The organism is Streptomyces sp. NPDC088252, from assembly GCF_044740965.1.
In the GTDB taxonomy this organism is placed as follows: Bacteria; Actinomycetota; Actinomycetes; order Streptomycetales; family Streptomycetaceae; genus Streptomyces.
Map to the genome: position 1 here is coordinate 542,289 of NZ_JBIURS010000002.1, position 19,237 is coordinate 561,525.

The window sequence follows — 19,237 nt, forward strand, 5'->3', positions numbered from 1 at the left end:
ACAACCCAGAGCGCCCCAAGGAGCAATGCAGCTCGGTCGTACGCACGACGAGATCGTGATCGGGTGGCACGTGGTGGGGAACGACGGTCGAGGCGCCGGACCCCAGCGGTCTGGCCAAGTTCTACGCCGAACTCCTTGGGTGGCATATCGGACACGAGGAGCCCGGAACGGCCATTGTCGCCGCCTCCCCGCAAGGTCCGTTCTTCGTGTTCCAGCAGGCGGATGGCTATCGGGCTCCGGTCTGGCCTCCGATCGACGGGGAACCGCGCCCGATGATGCATTTCGACTTCCAAGTCGGCGATCTGGACTCCGCTGTCACCGAGGCAGTCGCCTTGGGAGCCACCGTGGCGGAGTTCCAGCCGCAGAAGAACGTCCGGGTGATGTCCGACCCCGCCGGACCCCCCTTCTGCCTGTGCTTCGATCAAGCATGACCGGCCGGGTCTGACCCGGATCAGCACCCGACTCGGCCCGGAACATCCGAACAGCCCTGTAATGCATGACTTTTGACTATTACTCAGCTCAAAGTCGCAAGGCCTGGTTGCGACTTCGGGCTCGACTCGTCGCGTCGTTTCGTTCGGATCGGGCCGGGCGTGATCCGAACGGAAGGCTCTAACGCAGCTCCGCCGGCTTCGTGCGCTCCTTGTCCACCTTCTCCGTACGCACCAGCTCGCCCCACACGATGTAGCGGTACTTCGACGTGTAGACCGGCGTACAGGTCGTCAACGTGATGTAGCGGCCGGGCTTCTTCGCTCCCGAGCCCTTCGGCACCGCCTGCAACACGTCGACGTTGTACTTCGACGTCTCGGGAAGCTCCTTGAAGACCTTGTAGACGTACCAGGTGTCCCGGGTCTCGAAGACGACCGCGTCCCCCGTCTTCACCTTGTCGATGTTGTGGAACTTGGCACCGTGCCCGTCGCGGTGTGCCGCGAGGGTGAAATTGCCCTTCTCGTCCCAGGGGAGAGCCGACTTCACCGGGTCCGTGTAGTAGCCCGCGATGCCGTCGTTGAGGTTCTCCGTGTCGGTGCCCTTCTTGACCAGCACCTCGCCGTTCCTCATCGACGGGACGTGCAGGAAGCCGATGCCGTCCTTGGTGTCCAGTGCACCCGGTCCGCCGGCCCAGCGGTCGCGGACGGTGTGCCCCTGTTTGGTGGCCTCCCGGTCGGCGAGCACGTTCGTCCACCAGAGGGAGTAGACGACGAAGAGACCCAGCACCAGGCCCGCGGTGATCAGGAGTTCACCGAAGAAGCTGACCGCGGTCGCGACGGGATGGCGGTCGCTGCGCCGTGGTGGGGGCCCGGGTTCACCGACTCGCTCTTCGTGCTCGGTCCTCGCTGTCACCGCACCCGTCCCTGTCGTGATGATGTTTCAGCCGACGAGCGCGTCGGGCTTTCCCTTGCTGCGCGGTCGTTCGTCGACCATCTTGCCCCAGACGATCAAACGGTACGTACTCGTGAATTCCGGCGTACAGGTCGTCAGCGTGATGTACCGGCCCGGCCCGGTGAACCCGGAACCGGGCGGTACCGGGCCGATCACCGAGACATTGGACGGAGATGTCTGCGGAAGAGTTTTCGTCGCCTTGTACGTGTAGTACGCATCCTGCGTCTCGACCACGATCAGGTCACCGGGGCGCAGCCGGTTGATGTAGCGGAACGGCTCGCCGTGCGTGTTGCGGTGGCCCGCCAGCGCGAAGTTGCCCTGCTTGGCCGACGGCATCGCGGTGCGCAGCGCGCCTTCGCTGTAGTGGCCGACCATGCCACGGTCGAGGACCTTCTCCTTGCTGATGCCCTCGGCGATCGGAGCGACCACGTCCAGCTTGGGGATGTGGATGATGGCGAATCCCTGCCCCGCTTCGAACACACCGGGATTGCGGTCGCCCTTCGCCCAGTCGTCCTGGATCTTGTGCGTCTCCTTGCCGGCGTACTGGTCGGCGCGCACATTCGTCCACCACAGCTGGTACGTGACGAACAGCAGCATCAGTACACCGAGAGTGATGAACAGCTCCCCGGTGACCCGGCTGGCGACCACGGCCGGGCTGTCCTTGGCCGCGCGCGCCGCCCGCCGTGCCTCGACGCGCGACATCGGCCTCCCGGCCGGCGCAGTCGTCGGCCCCGTGGTCCCCGGGCGCGGTTCGGCACGCCGACGGCCGCGCCCCTTCGCAGCACGTCGGCGCTCGGCGCGGCCTCCGGTACGCGGTTCCGGATCGGTCCTCTCGTGCCCGGCACCCGGTTCCGCGAAGCCCTCCGGGTCGCTCGCCGCCCCCGGCTCCCGTTCCGGCTCCGGCTCGGGTCCGAACCCGGAATCCGGCCCGGGGGCCGACCGCTGGGACGCCACCGGCCGACCGGCCGGGATCCGGAGGGCCGCCACCCGCGGACCGACCGTCGCGTCGTGCATCGGGAGCGGCGCGAGGGGCTGAGAGACGGGCTCCGTCACGGGTGCGGGAGAGGGCGGCGGGGAAGGCGTCTGTTGCCCGTACCAGTCCCGTTCGAACCCCTCGGGGTCGTACCACTCCCGCAGGGTCTCCTCGGGGCCCCGCGCTCCCTGAGGAGCCGGTGCCGGTCCCTGTGCCTGCGTCTGCGCCTGTGGCTGTTGATCCGGGGCCCGGTGCTGCCCTCGGCCCCGCCCCGCGGCCTGTCCCGCCCCTTCCGGCGGGATGTTGCCCGACCGGAACCACGGTGAGGCATGCTGCCCCGGCAGCGGATCGTTCAGCGGGTCCGCCAGCCGGTCGACCGCCGCCTCGAACGCGCCCGCGGCCTCGTACGCTCCTTGCTCGTACGGGCCGTCCTGTCCGGCGTCGTGCTCGGGGCGGAGTGCGGTCACGCGGCGGCCTTGCCCACCACCGGCGCGAGCCCCGACGATCTCGCCACGGCCTCTGTGTCGCCGCAGCGCGCCAGCCAGTTGGCCAGCATCAGATGGCCGTGCTCGGTCAGCACCGACTCCGGATGGAACTGCACGCCCTCCACAGCCAGTTCACGGTGGCGCAGCCCCATGATGATGCCGTCGGCTGTGCGCGCCGTCACCTCCAGCTCCGGCGGAACCGTGTCGGGTTCGGCGGCGAGCGAGTGATAGCGGGTGGCGGTGAAGGGGGACGGCAGGCCGGTGAAGACCCCGGTGCCCTCGTGGGTCACCAGCGAGGTCTTGCCGTGCAGCAGCTCGGGGGCCCGGTCCACCACCCCGCCGTACGCCACCGCCATCGACTGCATTCCGAGGCAGACCCCGAAGACCGGGACGCCCGTGGCCGCGCAGTGGCGGACCATCTCGACGCAGACACCCGCCTGCTCCGGGGTCCCCGGGCCGGGCGACAGCAGGACACCGTCGAAGCCGTCCTCGGCGTGTGCCGTGGTCACCTCGTCGTTGCGCAGCACTTCGCACTCGGCGCCGAGCTGGTAGAGGTACTGGACGAGGTTGAAGACGAAACTGTCGTAATTGTCCACGACAAGGATGCGGGCACTCACTGGCCGGCCCCCGTCCCGGTCGAGCCGTCGACCGTCACATCGCCGAACGGGAGCAGCGGCTCCGCCCACGGGAAGACGTACTGGAAAAGCGCGTAGACGACAGCCAGCACCAGCACGAGCGAGATGAGCGCACGCACCCATGCGTTGCCCGGCAGATGCCGCCAGATCCAGCCGTACATGCTGTCCCCTCCATTCGGTACGGGACCAGACTAAAGGGCCGGGGCAGAAGCGTGGGTCAGCTGTGGAAAGCTGCCGGCTTGCCGTCGGTCACAGGCTGGGTCGCGTCGAGGTGCGCCCAGGCGATCAGCCGGTGGCTGCTGCCCCATTCGGGGTCGCAGGTGGTCAGCGTCAGATAGCGGCCGGGCCCGTCGAAGCCGGATCCGCGGGGGACGGGATCGATGACCCCGGTGTCGCTCGGCACCGTCCGGTAGGGCTTCTTGTCGATGCGGTACGTGAACCACGTCGTCCCGTCCGTCAGCACCACCGGGTCGCCCGGTCGCAGCTTCGGAAAGTCCTTGAACGGGTCCCCGTACGTGCGGCGGTGTCCGGCCACCGCGAAATTGCCCTGCGCACCGAGACGGGCGGTTCCGGTGTAGTGGCCGAGCCCCTTCTGCAGGGTCCGGACCTCGGTGTTCTCCAGAACGGGCCACTCCCAGCCCTTGCCGAAGCGCGGAATGTAGAGCATCGCGAACGGTTTGCCGTCCCGGTACGCCGCCGGGGCGGGCGGCGCCGTCGGCTTCGGAGATCTGTCCGGTGCGGGGGCGGTCACCGGCCCCTGGGACCACTGGTTGCGCAGGGTGTCGATCTGTCCGTCGGTCGCGTCGGCGGCCTTCACCCCGGTCCAGAACAGCACGTACACCACGAAGAGCACGATCAAGGCACCGACGGTGATGCAGAGTTCACTGAACGTCCTCACGACCAGTCGCACCGACACCGTGTCGGCCTCCCCACTGCTGCTCGCTACCGCACCGGCTCCGCATGGTGGAGATCCACTGTGCCCGAGTAGCCGGGAAGAGTCACCGCCTCGTTCTCGTCGACTTTCCAGCCGAGCCCGTACGCCTTCACATAGAGCAGGTAGTTGCTGATCGCCGGGGAGTCGTTGAGCGCCTGCTTGAGCCTGCCCGGGTCGCCGACCGCGGTGATCTTGTACGGCGGGGAGTAGACCCGGCCCTGGAGGATCAGCGTGTTGCCGACACAACGGACCGCGCTGGTGGAGATCAGCCGCTGGTCCATGACCTGGATGCCCTGGGCGCCGCCCTGCCAGAGGGCGTTGACGACCGCCTGAAGGTCCTGCTGGTGGATGACCAGGTCATTGGGCTGCGGGTCGGGGTAGCCGGGGTTGGCGGTGGCGTTGGGCGGGGCGTCGTCGAGGGTGACGGCCACGGACCGCCCGGAGAGCTTCGCCGTACCCGCGGCGCGCTCCAGTGCCTTGAGCCGCGCGTCCTCGGCCTTGGTGCTGCCGTCGTCGCGCCGGACGAGGGAGTCGATGTCCTCGCGGACGGATGCGGTGGTCTCGTCCAGTTCCGCGTTCTTGCCGCTGCGCTGCTGGATGAGGTCGGAGAGCTTCAGCAGCGAGGAGTCGGTGCGGATGTTGGTGCCCTTGGCCGTGTTGGCGCTGGTGACGAAGATCAGTCCGGCGAGGGCGAAGACGGCAGCCGTGAGCACCCGGGCCGGGTGCCGGACGGAGCGCCGGACCGGTCCTTCGGGGGAGTCGGCAGAATTGCTCAACGTACCCTTATCTCCTTAGGCGCCACGGAAGCACTACGCTAACGGACGCCCGGGGGAGGCAGTATTCCCCCTCGCGTCCCTGCCCCGGCGCCAGCCACAGTTCCCTGCGCGGTCACGCAGCGCATCGACAGGAGAGTTCCTCGTGCCGAAGTCACGTATCCGCAAGAAGGCCGACTTCACGCCTCCTCCGGCGAAGCAGGCAACCAACATAAAGCTGACCAGCCGCAGCTGGGTGGCGCCGGTGATGCTGGCGCTCTTCCTGATCGGTCTGGCCTGGATCGTCGTCTTCTATGTGACCGACGGCGATCTGCCGATCAAGTCGCTGGGCAACTGGAACATCGTCGTCGGCTTCGGCTTCATCGCCGGCGGCTTCGGTGTCTCCACGCAGTGGAAGTAGTGCCGCGGACCAGGTGACCTCACGGCCGAGCCCGGTCCGGCAAGCCTTGCCCCGAGTTACCCACAGCGTTATCCACAGGCGGGGGAAAAGGTCAGACGATCTGTGGATAACTCCCTGGCTGTTGACGCCGATCTGACTGCAGCCTGCCTCATCCAGGGGCAGCACGCCCCTTGTCCCTGCTGGAAAAACCCAGCTCAGCGACAAGGGGCACAGTTGTTCCCGCAGAATGCACAAGATCCGGTACGCACTGTGGACAACTGGTGCTGTGGACAACTGACCGAGGGAACAACCGGACATCGGCGCTCCCGGCCACGTCCACATCGGCACCCACGGCCGTGACCGTTTCGGCGCCCACAGCCGACGGAGCCGCAGGCCTGGTGCCCGCGGCTCCGTCGGCTCAGGTCAGCGCCGCTGTTCTGGCAAGGACGATGACGACCACGGCCGCCAGGACCAGGGCGCAGGTGCCGTACTGCACCAGTGCGCGCCGTTCTCGGGGTGCGTGCACCATGCCGATCGCGATCAGCGTGCCTGCGATCAGCCCGCCCACATGTGCCTGCCAGGCGATTCCGCCCCAGGGGTTGAAGGTGATGACAAGGTTCACCGCGAGAAGCACGAAGACCGGGCGCATGTCGTAGTTGAGCCGGCGCATCAGCACGGCGGTGGCGCCCAGCAGACCGAAGATCGCTCCAGAGGCACCGAGCGAACCCTGATTCGGTGCGGAGAGCCAGTAGGTGAGGGCGCCGCCCGCCAGGCCGGAGAGCATGTAGAGCGCGAGGTATCGGGCACGGCCGAGCGCCGCCTCCAGCGGACCGCCGAGCCACCACAGCCCCAGCATGTTGAACGCGATGTGCCACACCTCCTGGTGCAGGAACATCGATGTCACCAGCCGGTACCACTGGCCCTCCGCAACACCCTCCGGTGGGCCGCCGTAGTAGAGGTTGGCCCGGCCGAAGAGCGTCAGGTCCTGGAGCAGCGACCCCTTCACGTACACCACGATGAACACGGCGACATTGATACCGAGAAGGATCTTGGTGATGAGCCGGGGATCGGCCGTGATGCTGCCGCCCGCGACGGTGCGCGGCGTGTTCGCGGCCGGGCCGTGTCCCGTACCGGACCCCTGGCGGACGCAGTCCGGGCACTGGAAGCCGACCGAGGCGTTGACCATGCACTCGGGGCAGATCGGCCGGTCGCAGCGGGTGCAACGGATGTGTGTCCCGCGGCCGGGGTGGCGGTAGCAGCTGAGCGAGCCGTCCGTGGCGGCGGTCCGGTCCCGGTCTCCCGGCGGCTGCTGGTCCATCGGTCCCCTCACTTCCCGGCCCCTTCGGTCCTCGTCGTGGCGGCAGTACGCACAACGCAGCCCTGCTCGTCCGCTATGTAACAAGTACGGACGAGCAGGGCTGTTGGTTCCCCGAAAGGACAATCAGGGCGTGATCACGTGACGACCACCGGTGATCAACGGTTCTCGATGACGACCGACTCGATCACGACGTCCTGCAGCGGGCGGTCGGTGCGGGCGTTGGTCCGGGTGGCGGCGATGGCGTCCACGACCTTCTGGCTGGCGGGATCGACGACCTCACCGAAGATCGTGTGCTTGCCGGTCAGCCAGGCGGTCGGGGAAACGGTCACGAAGAACTGCGAGCCGTTGGTGCCCGGGCCGGCGTTGGCCATGGCCAGCAGGTACGGCTTGTTGAAGCTGAGGTCGGGATGGAACTCGTCACCGAACTCGTACCCCGGGCCGCCGGTGCCGTTGCCCAGCGGGTCGCCGCCCTGGATCATGAAGCCGCTGATGACGCGGTGGAAGACGGTGCCGTCATACAGCGGTTCCGTGGACTTCTTGCCGGTCTCGGGATGCGTCCACTCGCGCTCGCCCTTGGCGAGCTCGACGAAGTTCTTGACCGTCTTGGGCGCGTGGTTCGGCAGAAGCCGGATCTCGATGTCGCCCTGGTTGGTCTTCAAGGTGGCGTAAAGCTGCTCAGCCACGATCTGCCTTCCGTAAGTCTTCGGTGACGTTAAGTCTTCGATGCCGTCCACCGATCCTCGCACGGGCCGTCCGCTCCGGCGCCCGGCCGCCACCCCGAACGCGCCTCGCTCACCTTCTTGCCCGATTCCGCGCCCCGTGCCCCGAGGCCGGCTCCACCCCGCTCGCCTGCGACGTGTCCGAAACCCTTCCGTCCGCTCGCTGCAGGAACAAATGCGGCCAAGTGCGTGACGCCCCGGCGCGGGCTGAGCCGAACCGTGGCATTGTCATCGGCAAGCTCCCCTTGCACCGCATTGCCCCAAGGCATCACTCATGGGCCGAATGACCCGGATGCCCGCCCCCGCATGCCGTACGGGTCTCCGGCGGGCATGATCTCGAAATGGGTGGAAAGGCGGAGTGTCTACCCGCCACCAAGGAGGAGGATCCCGTGACCCGCATCGACAGCGTGCGCGCCGCAACCGACTCGGCCAAGGACAGCGTGCAGCACGCCGCGGAAGTGGTGGCGCCCTACGCCGACACGGCCAAGGACCAGGCCGCGCATCTCGCCTGCGAGGCCCGCGCGCGGCTCGCGCCGAAGATGTCGAAGGCAGCCCAGCAGGCCCGCGTCCGGTACGACGCGCATCTCGCACCGCGTCTCGAACTGGCCCGTGCTCATGTACCCCCCAAGGTCGACGAGGCGGCCCAGCGTGCCGCGGTCCGTACCCGCCGGGCCGCCCGTAGCGCCGCCGACTACACCGTCCCGCGCGTCGGGCACGCGATGTCCGTCGCCCAGCCCATGGCCGAGGAGGCCTCGGCGCGCAGCGCCGCCGCGCTGGCCGCCCTGCGCGGGCAGGTCACCGCGAAGGAGATCAGGCAGCTGGCCAGAAAGCACGAGCGGCGGGCCAAGGCCGGTCGGCTGTTCAAGGGCCTCCTCGTGGTCGGCATCGTGGCGGGCGGCGCCTACGCCGCGTGGCGGTGGTGGGACAGGCAGGCCAATCCGGACTGGCTGGTCGAGCCGCCCGCTCCCACGGAGGTGTCCGACCGCGCGCCGCTGTCCTCGGTGGACGGCAGCGGCCCGACCTCGCCCGGCCCCGACGCCCAGGCCGGGCAGACCGACAGGGAGGCCGGGGGGACGGACGGCCCGGGGGGCGTGGACGGCACCGATCTCGACGACGGGCGCTGAGCCGACCCGTACAAGGAAGCGGGCGCCGGAAGACCTTGAGTCTTCCGGCGCCCGCTTCTTGTTCTGTGGAGCCTAGGAGATTCGAACTCCTGACATCTGCCTTGCAAAGGCAGCGCTCTACCAACTGAGCTAAGGCCCCGAAAAGGGGACAGCACCGGACGCTTCGACGTCTCGGCAACCGTCGCAGACCAGAGTACCGGGTACCCCCCGGAATCCTGCAAAAAGATAGGGACTCCCGGTGGACGACCACTCTCCGTAAGATGCTCGTCGAGGTTCGCAGCAGCGAAGCCGCAGCGAAGGGGAGACGCCATGGATGCAGCTCAGCAAGAGGCAACGGCAAGAGCCAGGGAGCTTCAGCGCAGTTGGTACGGAGAACCTCTCGGGGCGCTCTTCCGCCGGCTGATCGATGATCTCGGCCTGAACCAGGCTCGGCTCGCCGCGGTCCTCGGGCTGTCCGCCCCCATGCTCTCCCAGCTGATGAGCGGCCAGCGGGCGAAGATCGGCAATCCCGCGGTCGTCCAGCGCGTCCAGGCGCTCCAGGAACTGGCCGGTCAGGTCGCCGACGGCAGCGTCAGCGCGGGGGAGGCCACCGACCGCATGGAAGAGATCAAGAAGTCTCAGGGCGGCTCCGTCCTCACCGGCACCGGCCAGACCTCCACCACCGGCGGCGCCCCCACCGTCCGGCGCGTGGTACGTGAGATCCAGTCGCTGCTGCGGTCGGTCGCGGCCGCCGGCGACATCATCGATGCCGCCGACTCCCTCGCCCCGACCCACCCGGAACTGGCAGAGTTCCTCAAGGTGTACGGCGCGGGGCGCACCGCGGACGCGGTGGCGCACTACGAAGGACACCAGAGCTAGGCCCCCTCGTTCGGATCGGGCCGGACCAGCGGGCGGGGCCCGGTGCCGTGGAGGCGGAGGGGGAGTCATGGCGGAGTCATGGCGACCCGACGACGACGCGGCGAGGCGCGGTGCCGGAGCACGCGAGCCCGGCATGATCCGAACGAGAGACCCCGGGGCACTACCGCCGAGAGCCGGGCACGAGCCGAAACAGGAACTGGAGCGGGCGCAGCGCAATGGGTGAGGTCTTCGCCGGTCGGTACGAACTGATCGATCCGATCGGACGTGGTGGAGTCGGCGCCGTCTGGCGCGCCTGGGACCACCGGCGCCGCCGTTATGTGGCGGCCAAGGTCCTCCAGCAGAGCGACGCACACACGCTGCTGCGCTTCGTCCGCGAACAGGCGCTGCGGATCGAGCATCCGCATGTGCTCGCCCCGGCCAGCTGGGCCGCGGACGACGACAAGGTCCTGTTCACCATGGATCTGGTGAGCGGGGGTTCACTGGCCCATGTCATCGGCGACTACGGGCCGCTGCCGCCCCGTTTCGTCTGCACGCTGCTCGATCAGCTGCTGTCCGGGCTGTCGACGGTGCACGCGGAGGGTGTCGTGCACCGGGACATCAAACCCGCGAACATCCTGATGGAGGCCACCGGCACCGGGCGGCCGCATCTGCGCCTGTCCGACTTCGGTATCTCCATGCGCAAGGGGGAGCCGCGTCTCACCGAGACCAACTACGTGGTGGGGACGCCGGGTTACTTCGCGCCCGAGCAGATGATGGGCGCGGAACCGGATTTCCCCGCGGACCTGTTCGCGGTCGGTCTCGTCGCGCTCTATCTGCTGCAGGGGAGGAAACCGGACGCGCAGGCCATCGTCGAGCACTTCGCCTCGTACGGAACTCCCGGCGCCCCGGAGGGGATTCCCGAACCACTGTGGCAGGTCCTCGCGGGGCTGCTGCAGCCGGATCCCCAGGCCCGGTTCCGTACGGCGACGGGCGCGCGCAAGGCGCTGGCCGCCGCGGTCGACATGCTGCCCGAGCCCGGTATCGACGACGAGCCGGTGGAGGTCTTCGACCAACTCGGCCCGCTGCCCGACGGCTTCGGCCCCGCCGGACCGCTCACGGCCCCCCGGACGGCCGCGCAGGACTCACGGTCGGCTCACACGGACCAGGCGGCCCAACAGCCCCTGGAGCAGCCCCACACCCAGCCACCGATGCCGATGTCGGAGACGGGCAGTTTCCATCTCCCACCGCCTCCGCAGCAGCCGACACCGCTGCCCCGGCCGACGCAGCCGTCCACACCTGCCACTCCCCTCCCCGCGCATACGGCCGCCCCCCTCCACGCGCCCGCGCCGGATCCCTCGCAGGCCCCCACGGCCGCGGTGTGGCACGAACCGGCCCTCACCCGGGCCTACACCGCCGGGCAGCCGCAGATTCCCGCCCCCGGACCAGGGGATTCCCCGCACCTCTCGGCCGCTGTTCCGGCGCAGGCTCCGCAGAAGCGTCCGGGGCCGTCCACGAAGGTGGCGGTCCCGGTCCTGCTGCTGGCGCTGATCTGTTTCGCCGTGGGCATCTGGGCGCTGACCCAGAGCTGAGCCTGCGGGCCGGAGCCCGCCTCGTTGCCCTGAGCTGACCGTGGCGGGGCCGGAGCCGTCGCCGTGTGCGGCAGCGGCTCCGGCCCGTTCACCAGGTCTGTGTCGGGCCTCCGTACGGCGGTTGCCCGCCCCCGGCCGGGCCTCCCGCGGCCGGGCCGTTCGATCCGACCGGACCCACCACACCCGCCGGGCCGTTCGATCCGACCGGACCCGCCGGGGCGGTCACGGCGCGGCGCCGCGCCAGCAGCGTCCACACGCCCAGCCCGAGCACCAGCACCGTTCCCACGCCGATCCCGGCCACACCGACCATCCTCATGGTGTCGCTCCTGGCCGCCTCGGGGTCGCTCTTCCCGCTCCTCGCCATGTCCTTGTCGTTCTGCGTGACCGAGAAGATGCCGGTGTCACCCGTGTACGGCGACTTCGTCGCCGTACCGTCCACCTTGACCTTGAGGATCATCGGAATCCCCTTGTCGCCGTACGACTTCGCGACTTCCGGGCTGAGCGCGACCGACAGGTAGTACCAGCCGGCGAATCGCATGCCGCTGACGCTGCTGTTGGAGTCGTACCGGTTCTCGTACGCCACCGGCGGCAGCGGATCCAGCGATACGGACGCGGACTTTCCGGAGTACGACAGCGGCGTCGCGCTGTCGACATGGCCGTGTGCCGGATTGTCGAGGGAGAGCGCGAGCGCGCTGCCGATGAATTTGTCCGAGGCGTTGTTGTTGCCCAGGTCGACGGTGGCGAAGATCTGCTGCCCCCAGTCCACCGGCACCCGGTAGAAACGGGTCTGTCCGGGTGCGATGGTGTCGTGCCACTCGCCGGTCTGCAGGCTGGTCGCGTCGTAGTAGCTGGTGCCGCCCGACCGTCTCTGCGGGGCGTCGGTGGGCGGCGCGGGCAACACCGACGGCCAGTTGTCCGGCGCCTCGGTCGGCGTCGAACCGCCCTGCTTCAGCTGCGGCTCCGACTCGTAGCGCAGTTCCAGATCCCACGCGTCGGGCGTCGAGGTGGCCTTGCTCTCCCGCTCGATCAGGACGTTGTACGTACCGGCTTCCTGGCAGGTGCTGCTGTCCTTGTCCGCGATCCGGTAGGCGTACGCCGCGATCGGACGCGGGAACTCCGCCGACTCGAACCGTGCGTACTCCGAACTGCACTGCAGGTCGGTGCTGTCCCTGATGCTGACCTTGATGCCGTCCCCGTAGGCCACCTGCCCGCCGCCCCTGGGCACGACCACCGCCGATACGTACCCGTTGGTCTTCGCGTCCAGGTTCAGCCGGTAGTAGAGCTTCTCGCCCCGCTCGATCGAGCTCTTGTAGACCGATCCGGGCGTGAGCGCCGTCGCCTCGGTACTGACCTCCGCGCCATCGACCGCCTTCGCCCCGGGGTCGAAGGCGTACGCAGCGGGCTCCCCGGCCGCGTACGCCTGCCCCGGCAGCGCCGCCGCCGCGCAGATCACCGCAGCCGCGGCCAGCGCCACCCGGCCCCTGTTGCGCTGCCTCATCACGCGCTTCCCCTCGTCGTCTGTGCGGCCCGCCCACGACGCCCACGTAGGAAAACGAGCCCCGCCATCACCGCCACCACGGCGCCCGCCCCGGCAGCGGCCACGATGCCGGTCCATCCTGCCCCGCCCGTACCGCCGCTGTCTGCGGCCCTGGTCGAATTGCCGCCCTTGTCCACCTTCTTGGCCTCGACAGGAGCGGGGTGCCGCGCTCGGTGGGGATACGGGCCAGCGCCGAAGTCAGCGGCGTCGCGCCCTCCTTCTGGAGGAAGTGCGCGGTGTCCGTCCCGCAGGAGCTGTCGGCGCCGTACGTGATGCTGGTGTGCAACGCGTCGAACGCGTCGACGGCCGCCCCGGGCTGCGGCACCGCCGTCGCGGAGAAGTCCACCGTCGAAACGGCGTCCAGGTCGACGGCGTAGTACCGCTTCTCACCGGGCCCGATGGTGTCCAGGTACTGCCCGGGTGCGAGCACCGGCGCGCCCGCGCCCGTCGCCGCGCCCCCGACCGGCTCGCCCCTGAACCGGTAGCCGTCCGCGGAGAGCCGCGACGCCCGTTGCAGCTGCCGGACCAGCGACCTGGCGTCCGGCGCGTCGTAGTAGCGGCCGTTGCCCGCCGCGGCCACGCATTCGAGCTGCCGGCGGGCCTCACCCCGCACCTGGAAGCCGACGGTGTCGATCCGCAGCCCGACCCCTTCCCTGCCGAGCTCCGCGGCGACCTCACAGGGCCGCGGCGTGCCGCAGTTGTCCTCGCCGTCGGAGATCAGCAGGATCGTGCGCGTGCCGATGGCACCGCCCGCGGGCCGGGGAAGGTCCTCGGCGGCCTTGCGCAGCGACAGTCCGATGGGGGGTGTCACCCTTGGGTTCCACAGCCGCCACGGCCCGCTTCACGGCCGGCCGGTCGAGTCCGTGCACCGGCTGGACGAACCTGGTGTCCGCGCAGCCCCGGGGACGATCGGCCCCGTACACCCGCAGCCCGGTCGGATACCCGTCGGGAAGGCCGTCGACGACAGTGCCGACGGCCGTACGGGCACTCTCCATCCGGGTACGTCCCGTACCGTCGTCGTCCGCCATGGAGCCGGACGAGTCGAGCACCATGACCAGGCTGCCGGCCGACGCGCGGCCGGGCGCCTCCGAAGCGGCGGGCGCGCCGCCCCGTGCCACCGCCACGGCCGGCATCGCGCCCGCCACCAGGGCGAGCAGCGCCCCGCCGATCCATGCCCCCGCAGCAGCGGTGCGCCGATGGTGGTCCCGTGCCTTCACCCGTGCCCCCTCGACCGAAAACTCCGGTGTTTTGCTCCCGCAACCTATTGATTTGCTTAGGTGAACTCAAGAGCACAGGTGTCACGGTCCCGCAACAGCACGAAGCCCCGGCCGCTCAGCGACCGGGGCCCGCAATCAGGCTGTTCTGTCTCACACACCCGAACCTGCGGGCACGGAGTCGGTCGCCTCCGTCCACAGATCCTGCTCGGCGCGATCCGCCTGGATCTGGCGGTACACGAGGAGCCCGCCGATGGCGGCCAGTGCGACCAGGAGAAGCTTCTTCACCGCGCGACCTCGTCTTTCCTTGACGTAGGGGACTTCTGCCGCCCGACTATACACACCGACCGATATCGATCGGTGACCTGCCCGCGACCCAACTGGCGCCCGGAGAAGAGCGATCTCCCGGATCCGTCACGAGCATCGCTCCGGCCGGCGGGCACGGCCACACCGTTCGTCCCGGGCAGGACAAGCCCGTCAAGGCCGGTTGAACCATACGAGTGGTGTTCATCTGAAGATCGACCGATCTGCGGCGTCGGTCCATGAAATCGCGAGCGGCATCCACATCATCGGAAAGGTAAGCAAACCGGACCGCCCGAAAGCGAGGGGCCATGAGCACCTTCAAGCCCAAGAGCATCTGGACCGCCTTCGTCACCGCCTTCTTCGCCCTCCTCGCCGCACTGGGGCTCATGAGCAGCCCGGCGGCGGCCACGGAGCAGAGCGCCCCGGAGCCGACGACCACGAACCAGGAGCACACGGGGGCGACCGCGGCAACCGCGACCACCCCGTCGGTGCGATGGACCCTTCCGCGTGACCGGGCGCTGCCACCCACGATGAAGCAGCGCATCCGGGCCGAGGCACACGGCTCCTCGCCCGCCGCCCGGCAACTGTCCACGGACACGACGAACGCCATGGATACCAGAAGCGCCGCCCGCGCCACCCACGGGGCCCCGGTGGGGGACGTGTCCCTCCTGCCGCCGTGAGAGCGGCGCAAGTGACGCACAGAGCCCCCGGGCCGGTTCACACCGGACGGGGGCTTCTTCGTACGCTCGGGCCCCGCCCCGCCCCCGCTCGTCCCGGCACGGGAGCCGGGCGCACCCGCGCTCCAGTGGCATGGGGTGCACCACGCCCGGCCACGGATTCACCGGCCGTGTCAGACCGCCCAGGATCGCGGATGTGCGGCGCCGTAGGCGTCAGCCACTGATGTCATCACCAGTCACCCCTCTCGGCATTCCCCGAGAACGGGCCCTGCGGCCGGCCGATCACGTGCCCGCCACACCGACATGGCCGATGGCCAGGAGCCCGACTCCGATGACAGCGACGGTCGATGACCAGAAGGCACCGACGACGAGTAGCAGGGCGCCGGCCCCCACACCCTTGGCCGCGTGACGAGGCGCTGCAGCCGGCGTCCGGGCACTCGTCCGAGCAGCAGACCGTGAATGCCGGGAACAGCACCCCAGAGCGCGGCGACCAGGATGCCGACGAATGCCCCCACCAGAATCACCATGTGTCCCCCTGTTGAGCCACACCCCGATCGCTGACATCAGTCCGGCAGAGGGCGCGCCGGCCGTGTGAGGTCGGTGGAGCGGCTGTGGGCTGGAGCTGCTTTCGCGTCCTCGCATGCCGTGCTGCCGCTGCCCGAGTTCTGCGCCCGCGCCTTGGAGGAGCACCTGGCTCGCTCGGCACACCTGCGGCCACCCCGCCGGCCTTCCTGACCCATGCGGTGGGCGACAGGGAGCGGGAAGCCGCGGCGATGCTCGCGGAGCTGCCGGAAGATCCGTTGATCGGCTGATGTCGGCCGCAGATGCCGAAGGCCCCCCACTGTTTCCGGTGAGGGGCCTTCGTGCTGGTGGGGCTAACAGGATTTGAACCTGTGGCCTCATCCTTATCAGGGATGCGCTCTAACCAACTGAGCTATAGCCCCGCCGCGCTGCGCGCTGACTTCTGAAGATTAGCGCACGTCGGGGCCAGTCCCAAAATCGATACTCCGAGCCCTACTCGTCCTCGGCCAGGGTGAGCTCGACGCCGCCCACGAAACCCGCCGACAGGTTGTAGATGAAGGAGCCCAGCGTCGCCAGCGCGGTCGCCAGCACCACGTCGATCACCGCGATGACCGAGGTGAAGATGAGGACCCGCGGAAGCGACAGGAACGACTGAAGGTCGAAGCCGTTGTTCTCGTTCGAGCCGGTGGCCTCGCTGATCGTGCCGCCCACGGTGGTGAAGACGCCCATCGCGTCCATCACCATCCACAGCACCGCGGCCGCCACCACGGTGCAGATGCCGAGCGCGATGGAGAGCAGGAAGCTCACCTTCATCACCGACCACGGATCGGCCTTGGCCACCCGCAGACGCGCCTTGCGGGTACGCGGAGTCGTCCGCGCCCCCGTCCGGGGTCGCCGGGCCGCCTGCGCGGCGCCGGCGCCCTGCGCGCCGTGCGTCCGGCCGCCCTGGGTCCCGCCCGCGGGCGAGGGATACGCCTGCGGCGGGTGGTACGGCCCGCTCGCCTGCCCCGGTGCGGGCTCCCGCTCACCGGGCAACGGCCCGGCCGCGTAACCCTCGTACTGGGGCTGAGGCCCCCGGGTGTCCGTCACAGTGCCCCCTTGGGAGTCCGTGGCAGGGCCACGGGCACCGTTCGCTCCAGCTCCGGAAGCGGCCGAACCGGCGCCCGTGGCTCCACTCACGCTCTACTCCTCGTGCTCCCCGGCCGAAGGCGACGTGCCTTCGACATTGCCCTCGACCGTGCTCTCGGCAGCCTCCGCCGTCGCGGCCTCGGCGGCCTCGGCGTCCTCGGACCCCTCGACCTCTTCGGCCTCACGGCCGGCTTCGGCGTTGCGGGCGATGCCGACGACGGCATCGCGCTTGCCCAGATTGATCAGTTGGACGCCCATGGTGTCACGGCCCGTCTCCCTGACTTCATTGACTCGCGTACGAATCACACCACCGCCGAGCGTGATGGCGAGGATCTCGTCCGACTCCTCGACCACCAGCGCGCCGACCAGCGAGCCCCGGTCCTCCACGATCTTGGCGGCCTTGATGCCCAGGCCGCCACGACCCTGAACGCGGTACTCGTCGACGGCGGTCCGCTTCGCGTAACCACCGTCGGTGGCAGTGAACACGAACGTACCCGGCCGGACAACATTCATCGAGAGCAGTTCGTCGCCTTCGCGGAAACTCATGCCCTTCACACCCGAAGTGGCACGGCCCATCGGGCGCAGCGCATCGTCCGTCGCAGTGAACCTGATCGACTGCGCCTTCTTGCTGATCAGCAGCAGATCGTCCTCGGCCGACACCAGCTCCGCACCGATCAGCTCGTCGGCCGTGCCCTCGGCGCCGTGGTCCATCTCCCGGAGGTTGATGGCGATGACGCCACCGGACCGAGGTGAGTCGTAGTCCTTCAGCGCGGTCTTCTTCACCAGACCGCCCTTCGTGGCCAGGATCAGATACGGCGCGGCCTCGTAGTCACGGATCGCCAGGATCTGCGCGATCCGCTCGTCCGGCTGGAAGGCCAGCAGGTTGGCGACGTGCTGGCCACGGGCGTCACGGCCGGCGTCCGGGAGCTCGTACGCCTTCGCCCGGTACACCCGGCCCTTGTTCGTGAAGAACAGCAGCCAGTGGTGCGTCGTCGACACGAAGAAGTGGTCGACGATGTCGTCTTCCTTGAGCTTCGTGCCCCGCACGCCCTTGCCGCCGCGCTTCTGCGAGCGGTAGTCGTCCGTCTTCGTACGCTTCACATAGCCGCCGCGCGAGATCGTGACGACGATGTCCTCCTCGGCGATCAGGTCCTCGATGGACATGTCACCGTCGAAGGGCACCAGCTTGGAACGCCGGTCGTCGCCGAACTTCTCGACGATCGCGCCCAGTTCCTCACTGACGATCTGCCGCTGGCGCTCCGGCGACACCAGGATCGCGTTGTACTCGTTGATCTTCGCCTGGAGCTCGTCGTGCTCGGCCGTGATCTTCTGGTGCTCCAGCGCGGCGAGCCGGCGCAGCTGCATCTCCAGGATCGCGTTCGCCTGGATGTCGTCGATCTCCAGCAGGCCCATCAGGCCCTCACGCGCCACCTCGACCGTCTGGCTGCGCCGGATGAGGGCGATGACCTCGTCGATCGCGTCCAGCGCCTTGAGCAGGCCACGCAGGATGTGGGCCCGCTCCTCCGCCTTGCGCAGACGGAACCTCGTACGGCGGACGATGACCTCGATCTGGTGCGTCACCCAGTGGCGGATGAACGCGTCGATGGAGAGGGTGCGCGGCACACCGTCGACCAGCGCCAGCATGTTGGCACCGAAGTTGGTCTGCAGGTCGGTGTGCTTGTACAGGTTGTTCAGCACGACCTTGGCGACCGCGTCCCGCTTCAGCACGACGACCAGGCGCTGACCCGTCCGCGACGAGGTCTCGTCACGGACGTCCGCGATCCCGCCGATCTTGCCGTCCTTCACCAGGTCGGCGATCTTCTGCGCGAGGTTGTCCGGGTTGGTCTGGTACGGAAGCTCCGTCACGACCAGGCACTGCCGGTTCTGGATCTCCTCGACCGCGACGACCGCGCGCATCGTGATCGAGCCGCGGCCGGTGCGGTACGCCTCCTCGATGCCCTTGCGGCCCACGACGAGCGCGCCCGTCGGGAAGTCCGGCCCCTTGATCCGCTCGATCAGCGCGTCCAGGAGCTCCTCCTGCGAGGCCTCCGGGTGCTCCAGGTACCACTGGGCACCGGCCGCGACCTCACGCAGGTTGTGCGGCGGGATGTTGGTCGCCATGCCGACCGCGATCCCCGCCGAACCGTTGACCAGCAGGTTCGGGAAGCGCGCCGGCAGAACCGTCGGTTCCTGGTTGCGGCCGTCGTAGTTGTCCTGGAAGTCGACGGTCTCCTCGTCGATGTCCCGGACCATCTCCATGGACAGCGGCATCATCTTGCACTCGGTGTACCGCATGGCCGCGGCCGGGTCGTTGCCCGGAGAACCGAAGTTGCCGTTGGAGTCCACCAGCGGCATGCGCATCGACCACGGCTGCGCCAGTCGCACCAGTGCGTCGTAGATCGACGAGTCGCCGTGCGGGTGGTACGTACCCATGACGTCCCCGACGACACGGGCGCACTTGTAGAAGCCCTTCTCGGGCCGGTAGCCGCCGTCGTACATCGCGTACAGCACCCGGCGGTGCACGGGCTTGAGACCGTCCCGTACGTCCGGCAGCGCACGCGAGACGATCACGGACATCGCGTAGTCGAGGTAGGAGCGCTGCATCTCCGTTTCGAGCCCCACGGGCTCGACACGCATGCCCACACCGGCGGTGGTGGGCTCCTCTTCAGGTGTCACAGGGGTGTTCTCGTCGGCCATTGCTGGTCAAAGTCCT

Annotated in this window: 17 protein-coding genes, 2 tRNA genes and 2 pseudogenes; 6 read left to right on the forward strand and 15 right to left on the reverse strand. The window is 69.1% G+C overall.

Annotated elements, in window-relative coordinates; genetic code table 11:
* Positions 1-95: 95 nt before the first annotated feature.
* Positions 96-431 (forward strand): annotated as a pseudogene (locus ACIOHC_RS06220) (VOC family protein); the annotation flags it as partial.
* Between the two features lie 178 nt (positions 432-609).
* Here the strand turns inward: ACIOHC_RS06220 and ACIOHC_RS06225 are convergent.
* Genes ACIOHC_RS06225 through ACIOHC_RS06250 form a run of 6 tightly spaced genes read right to left on the reverse strand, consistent with a single transcriptional unit; the run spans position 610 to position 5,180 of the window.
* Positions 610-1,338: a class E sortase gene (locus ACIOHC_RS06225; RefSeq protein WP_351072021.1), complete on the reverse strand. Its 729-nt coding sequence runs from the start codon at positions 1,336-1,338 to the stop codon at positions 610-612.
* Between the two features lie 27 nt (positions 1,339-1,365).
* A complete protein-coding gene (locus ACIOHC_RS06230; protein ID WP_351072023.1) occupies positions 1,366-2,817 on the reverse strand; it encodes a class E sortase in 1,452 nt (483 codons plus the stop codon).
* Positions 2,814-3,452 (reverse strand): aminodeoxychorismate/anthranilate synthase component II, encoded by a 639-nt coding sequence (locus ACIOHC_RS06235; protein WP_351072025.1) that lies wholly within the window; start codon positions 3,450-3,452, stop codon positions 2,814-2,816. Before ACIOHC_RS06235 ends, ACIOHC_RS06230 begins: the two co-directional genes overlap by 4 nt.
* Positions 3,449-3,631, reverse strand: coding sequence for a hypothetical protein (locus ACIOHC_RS06240; RefSeq protein WP_351072028.1), 183 nt, complete (start codon positions 3,629-3,631; stop codon positions 3,449-3,451). Before ACIOHC_RS06240 ends, ACIOHC_RS06235 begins: the two co-directional genes overlap by 4 nt.
* Positions 3,632-3,687: 56 nt before the next feature.
* Complete coding sequence (locus ACIOHC_RS06245) at positions 3,688-4,386, reverse strand: class E sortase (RefSeq protein ID WP_389636039.1); 699 nt, start codon at positions 4,384-4,386, stop codon at positions 3,688-3,690.
* 26 nt (positions 4,387-4,412) lie between these two features.
* A complete protein-coding gene (locus ACIOHC_RS06250) occupies positions 4,413-5,180 on the reverse strand; it encodes a DUF881 domain-containing protein (RefSeq protein ID WP_351072033.1) in 768 nt (255 codons plus the stop codon).
* Positions 5,181-5,322: 142 nt separating this feature from the next.
* Between ACIOHC_RS06250 and crgA the strand changes: the two genes are divergently transcribed.
* Positions 5,323-5,577: a cell division protein CrgA gene (gene crgA / locus ACIOHC_RS06255; RefSeq protein WP_265543105.1), complete on the forward strand. Its 255-nt coding sequence runs from the start codon at positions 5,323-5,325 to the stop codon at positions 5,575-5,577.
* 397 nt (positions 5,578-5,974) lie between these two features.
* Here the strand turns inward: crgA and ACIOHC_RS06260 are convergent, their stop codons facing one another.
* Positions 5,975-6,874, reverse strand: coding sequence for a rhomboid family intramembrane serine protease (locus tag ACIOHC_RS06260; RefSeq protein WP_351072036.1), 900 nt, complete (start codon positions 6,872-6,874; stop codon positions 5,975-5,977).
* A gap of 155 nt (positions 6,875-7,029) precedes the next feature.
* Positions 7,030-7,557 (reverse strand): peptidylprolyl isomerase, encoded by a 528-nt coding sequence (locus ACIOHC_RS06265; protein ID WP_351072039.1) that lies wholly within the window; start codon positions 7,555-7,557, stop codon positions 7,030-7,032.
* A 425-nt stretch (positions 7,558-7,982) separates the two neighbouring features.
* Between ACIOHC_RS06265 and ACIOHC_RS06270 the strand changes: the two genes are divergently transcribed.
* Entirely contained in the window at positions 7,983-8,717 is a 735-nt protein-coding gene (locus ACIOHC_RS06270; RefSeq protein ID WP_351072042.1) for a DUF5324 family protein, read from the forward strand.
* A 66-nt stretch (positions 8,718-8,783) separates the two neighbouring features.
* On the opposite strand, the gene ACIOHC_RS06275 is transcribed toward ACIOHC_RS06270, so the two are convergent.
* Positions 8,784-8,856 (reverse strand) — tRNA-Ala (locus ACIOHC_RS06275).
* A 170-nt stretch (positions 8,857-9,026) separates the two neighbouring features.
* Here ACIOHC_RS06275 and ACIOHC_RS06280 point away from each other — a divergent pair.
* Together ACIOHC_RS06280 and ACIOHC_RS06285 are read left to right on the forward strand one after the other, a co-directional pair.
* The gene (locus ACIOHC_RS06280; protein WP_189543011.1) at positions 9,027-9,575 is read left to right on the forward strand and encodes a DNA-binding protein; all 549 of its coding nucleotides are present in this window, start codon (positions 9,027-9,029) and stop codon (positions 9,573-9,575) included.
* A 215-nt stretch (positions 9,576-9,790) separates the two neighbouring features.
* Positions 9,791-11,143, forward strand: coding sequence for a serine/threonine protein kinase (locus ACIOHC_RS06285; RefSeq protein WP_401841660.1), 1,353 nt, complete (start codon positions 9,791-9,793; stop codon positions 11,141-11,143).
* Positions 11,144-11,231: 88 nt separating this feature from the next.
* Here ACIOHC_RS06285 and ACIOHC_RS06290 read toward each other — a convergent pair whose 3' ends face one another.
* From ACIOHC_RS06290 to ACIOHC_RS06300, 3 genes and pseudogenes are all read right to left on the reverse strand, one after another.
* A complete protein-coding gene (locus ACIOHC_RS06290; protein WP_351072047.1) occupies positions 11,232-12,641 on the reverse strand; it encodes a hypothetical protein in 1,410 nt (469 codons plus the stop codon).
* 210 nt (positions 12,642-12,851) lie between these two features.
* Positions 12,852-13,813: pseudogene (locus tag ACIOHC_RS06295) on the reverse strand (VWA domain-containing protein); the annotation flags it as partial.
* A gap of 234 nt (positions 13,814-14,047) precedes the next feature.
* Positions 14,048-14,182, reverse strand: a complete 135-nt coding sequence (locus ACIOHC_RS06300) for a DLW-39 family protein (RefSeq protein WP_003958712.1) — start codon at positions 14,180-14,182, stop codon at positions 14,048-14,050.
* A 323-nt stretch (positions 14,183-14,505) separates the two neighbouring features.
* Here ACIOHC_RS06300 and ACIOHC_RS06305 point away from each other — a divergent pair, with 323 nt between their 5' ends.
* A complete protein-coding gene (locus ACIOHC_RS06305; protein ID WP_351072049.1) occupies positions 14,506-14,877 on the forward strand; it encodes a DUF6344 domain-containing protein in 372 nt (123 codons plus the stop codon).
* An 864-nt stretch (positions 14,878-15,741) separates the two neighbouring features.
* Here ACIOHC_RS06305 and ACIOHC_RS06310 read toward each other — a convergent pair.
* The 3 genes from ACIOHC_RS06310 to gyrA all read right to left on the reverse strand — a co-directional run bounded on the left by ACIOHC_RS06310 (position 15,742) and on the right by gyrA (position 19,221).
* A tRNA-Ile gene (locus ACIOHC_RS06310) sits at positions 15,742-15,818 on the reverse strand.
* A 70-nt stretch (positions 15,819-15,888) separates the two neighbouring features.
* Positions 15,889-16,485: a DUF3566 domain-containing protein gene (locus tag ACIOHC_RS06315; protein ID WP_351072248.1), complete on the reverse strand. Its 597-nt coding sequence runs from the start codon at positions 16,483-16,485 to the stop codon at positions 15,889-15,891.
* A 93-nt stretch (positions 16,486-16,578) separates the two neighbouring features.
* On the reverse strand, positions 16,579-19,221 hold the full coding sequence (gene gyrA, locus ACIOHC_RS06320) for a DNA gyrase subunit A (RefSeq protein WP_351072250.1): 2,643 nt from the start codon (positions 19,219-19,221) through the stop codon (positions 16,579-16,581).
* Positions 19,222-19,237: the final 16 nt, after the last annotated feature.

Excerpts from the sequence above, each read along its gene's own strand:
- gyrA (WP_351072250.1), bottom strand. The coding sequence starts at position 19,221 with ATGGCCGACGAGAACACCCCTGTGACACCTGAAGAGGAGCCCACCACC.
- ACIOHC_RS06305 (WP_351072049.1), top strand. The coding sequence starts at position 14,506 with ATGAGCACCTTCAAGCCCAAGAGCATCTGGACCGCCTTCGTCACCGCC.
- ACIOHC_RS06240 (WP_351072028.1), bottom strand. The coding sequence starts at position 3,631 with ATGTACGGCTGGATCTGGCGGCATCTGCCGGGCAACGCATGGGTGCGT.
- ACIOHC_RS06285 (WP_401841660.1), top strand. The coding sequence starts at position 9,791 with ATGGGTGAGGTCTTCGCCGGTCGGTACGAACTGATCGATCCGATCGGA.
- ACIOHC_RS06290 (WP_351072047.1), bottom strand. The coding sequence starts at position 12,641 with ATGAGGCAGCGCAACAGGGGCCGGGTGGCGCTGGCCGCGGCTGCGGTG.
- ACIOHC_RS06260 (WP_351072036.1), bottom strand. The coding sequence starts at position 6,874 with ATGGACCAGCAGCCGCCGGGAGACCGGGACCGGACCGCCGCCACGGAC.
- ACIOHC_RS06280 (WP_189543011.1), top strand. The coding sequence starts at position 9,027 with ATGGATGCAGCTCAGCAAGAGGCAACGGCAAGAGCCAGGGAGCTTCAG.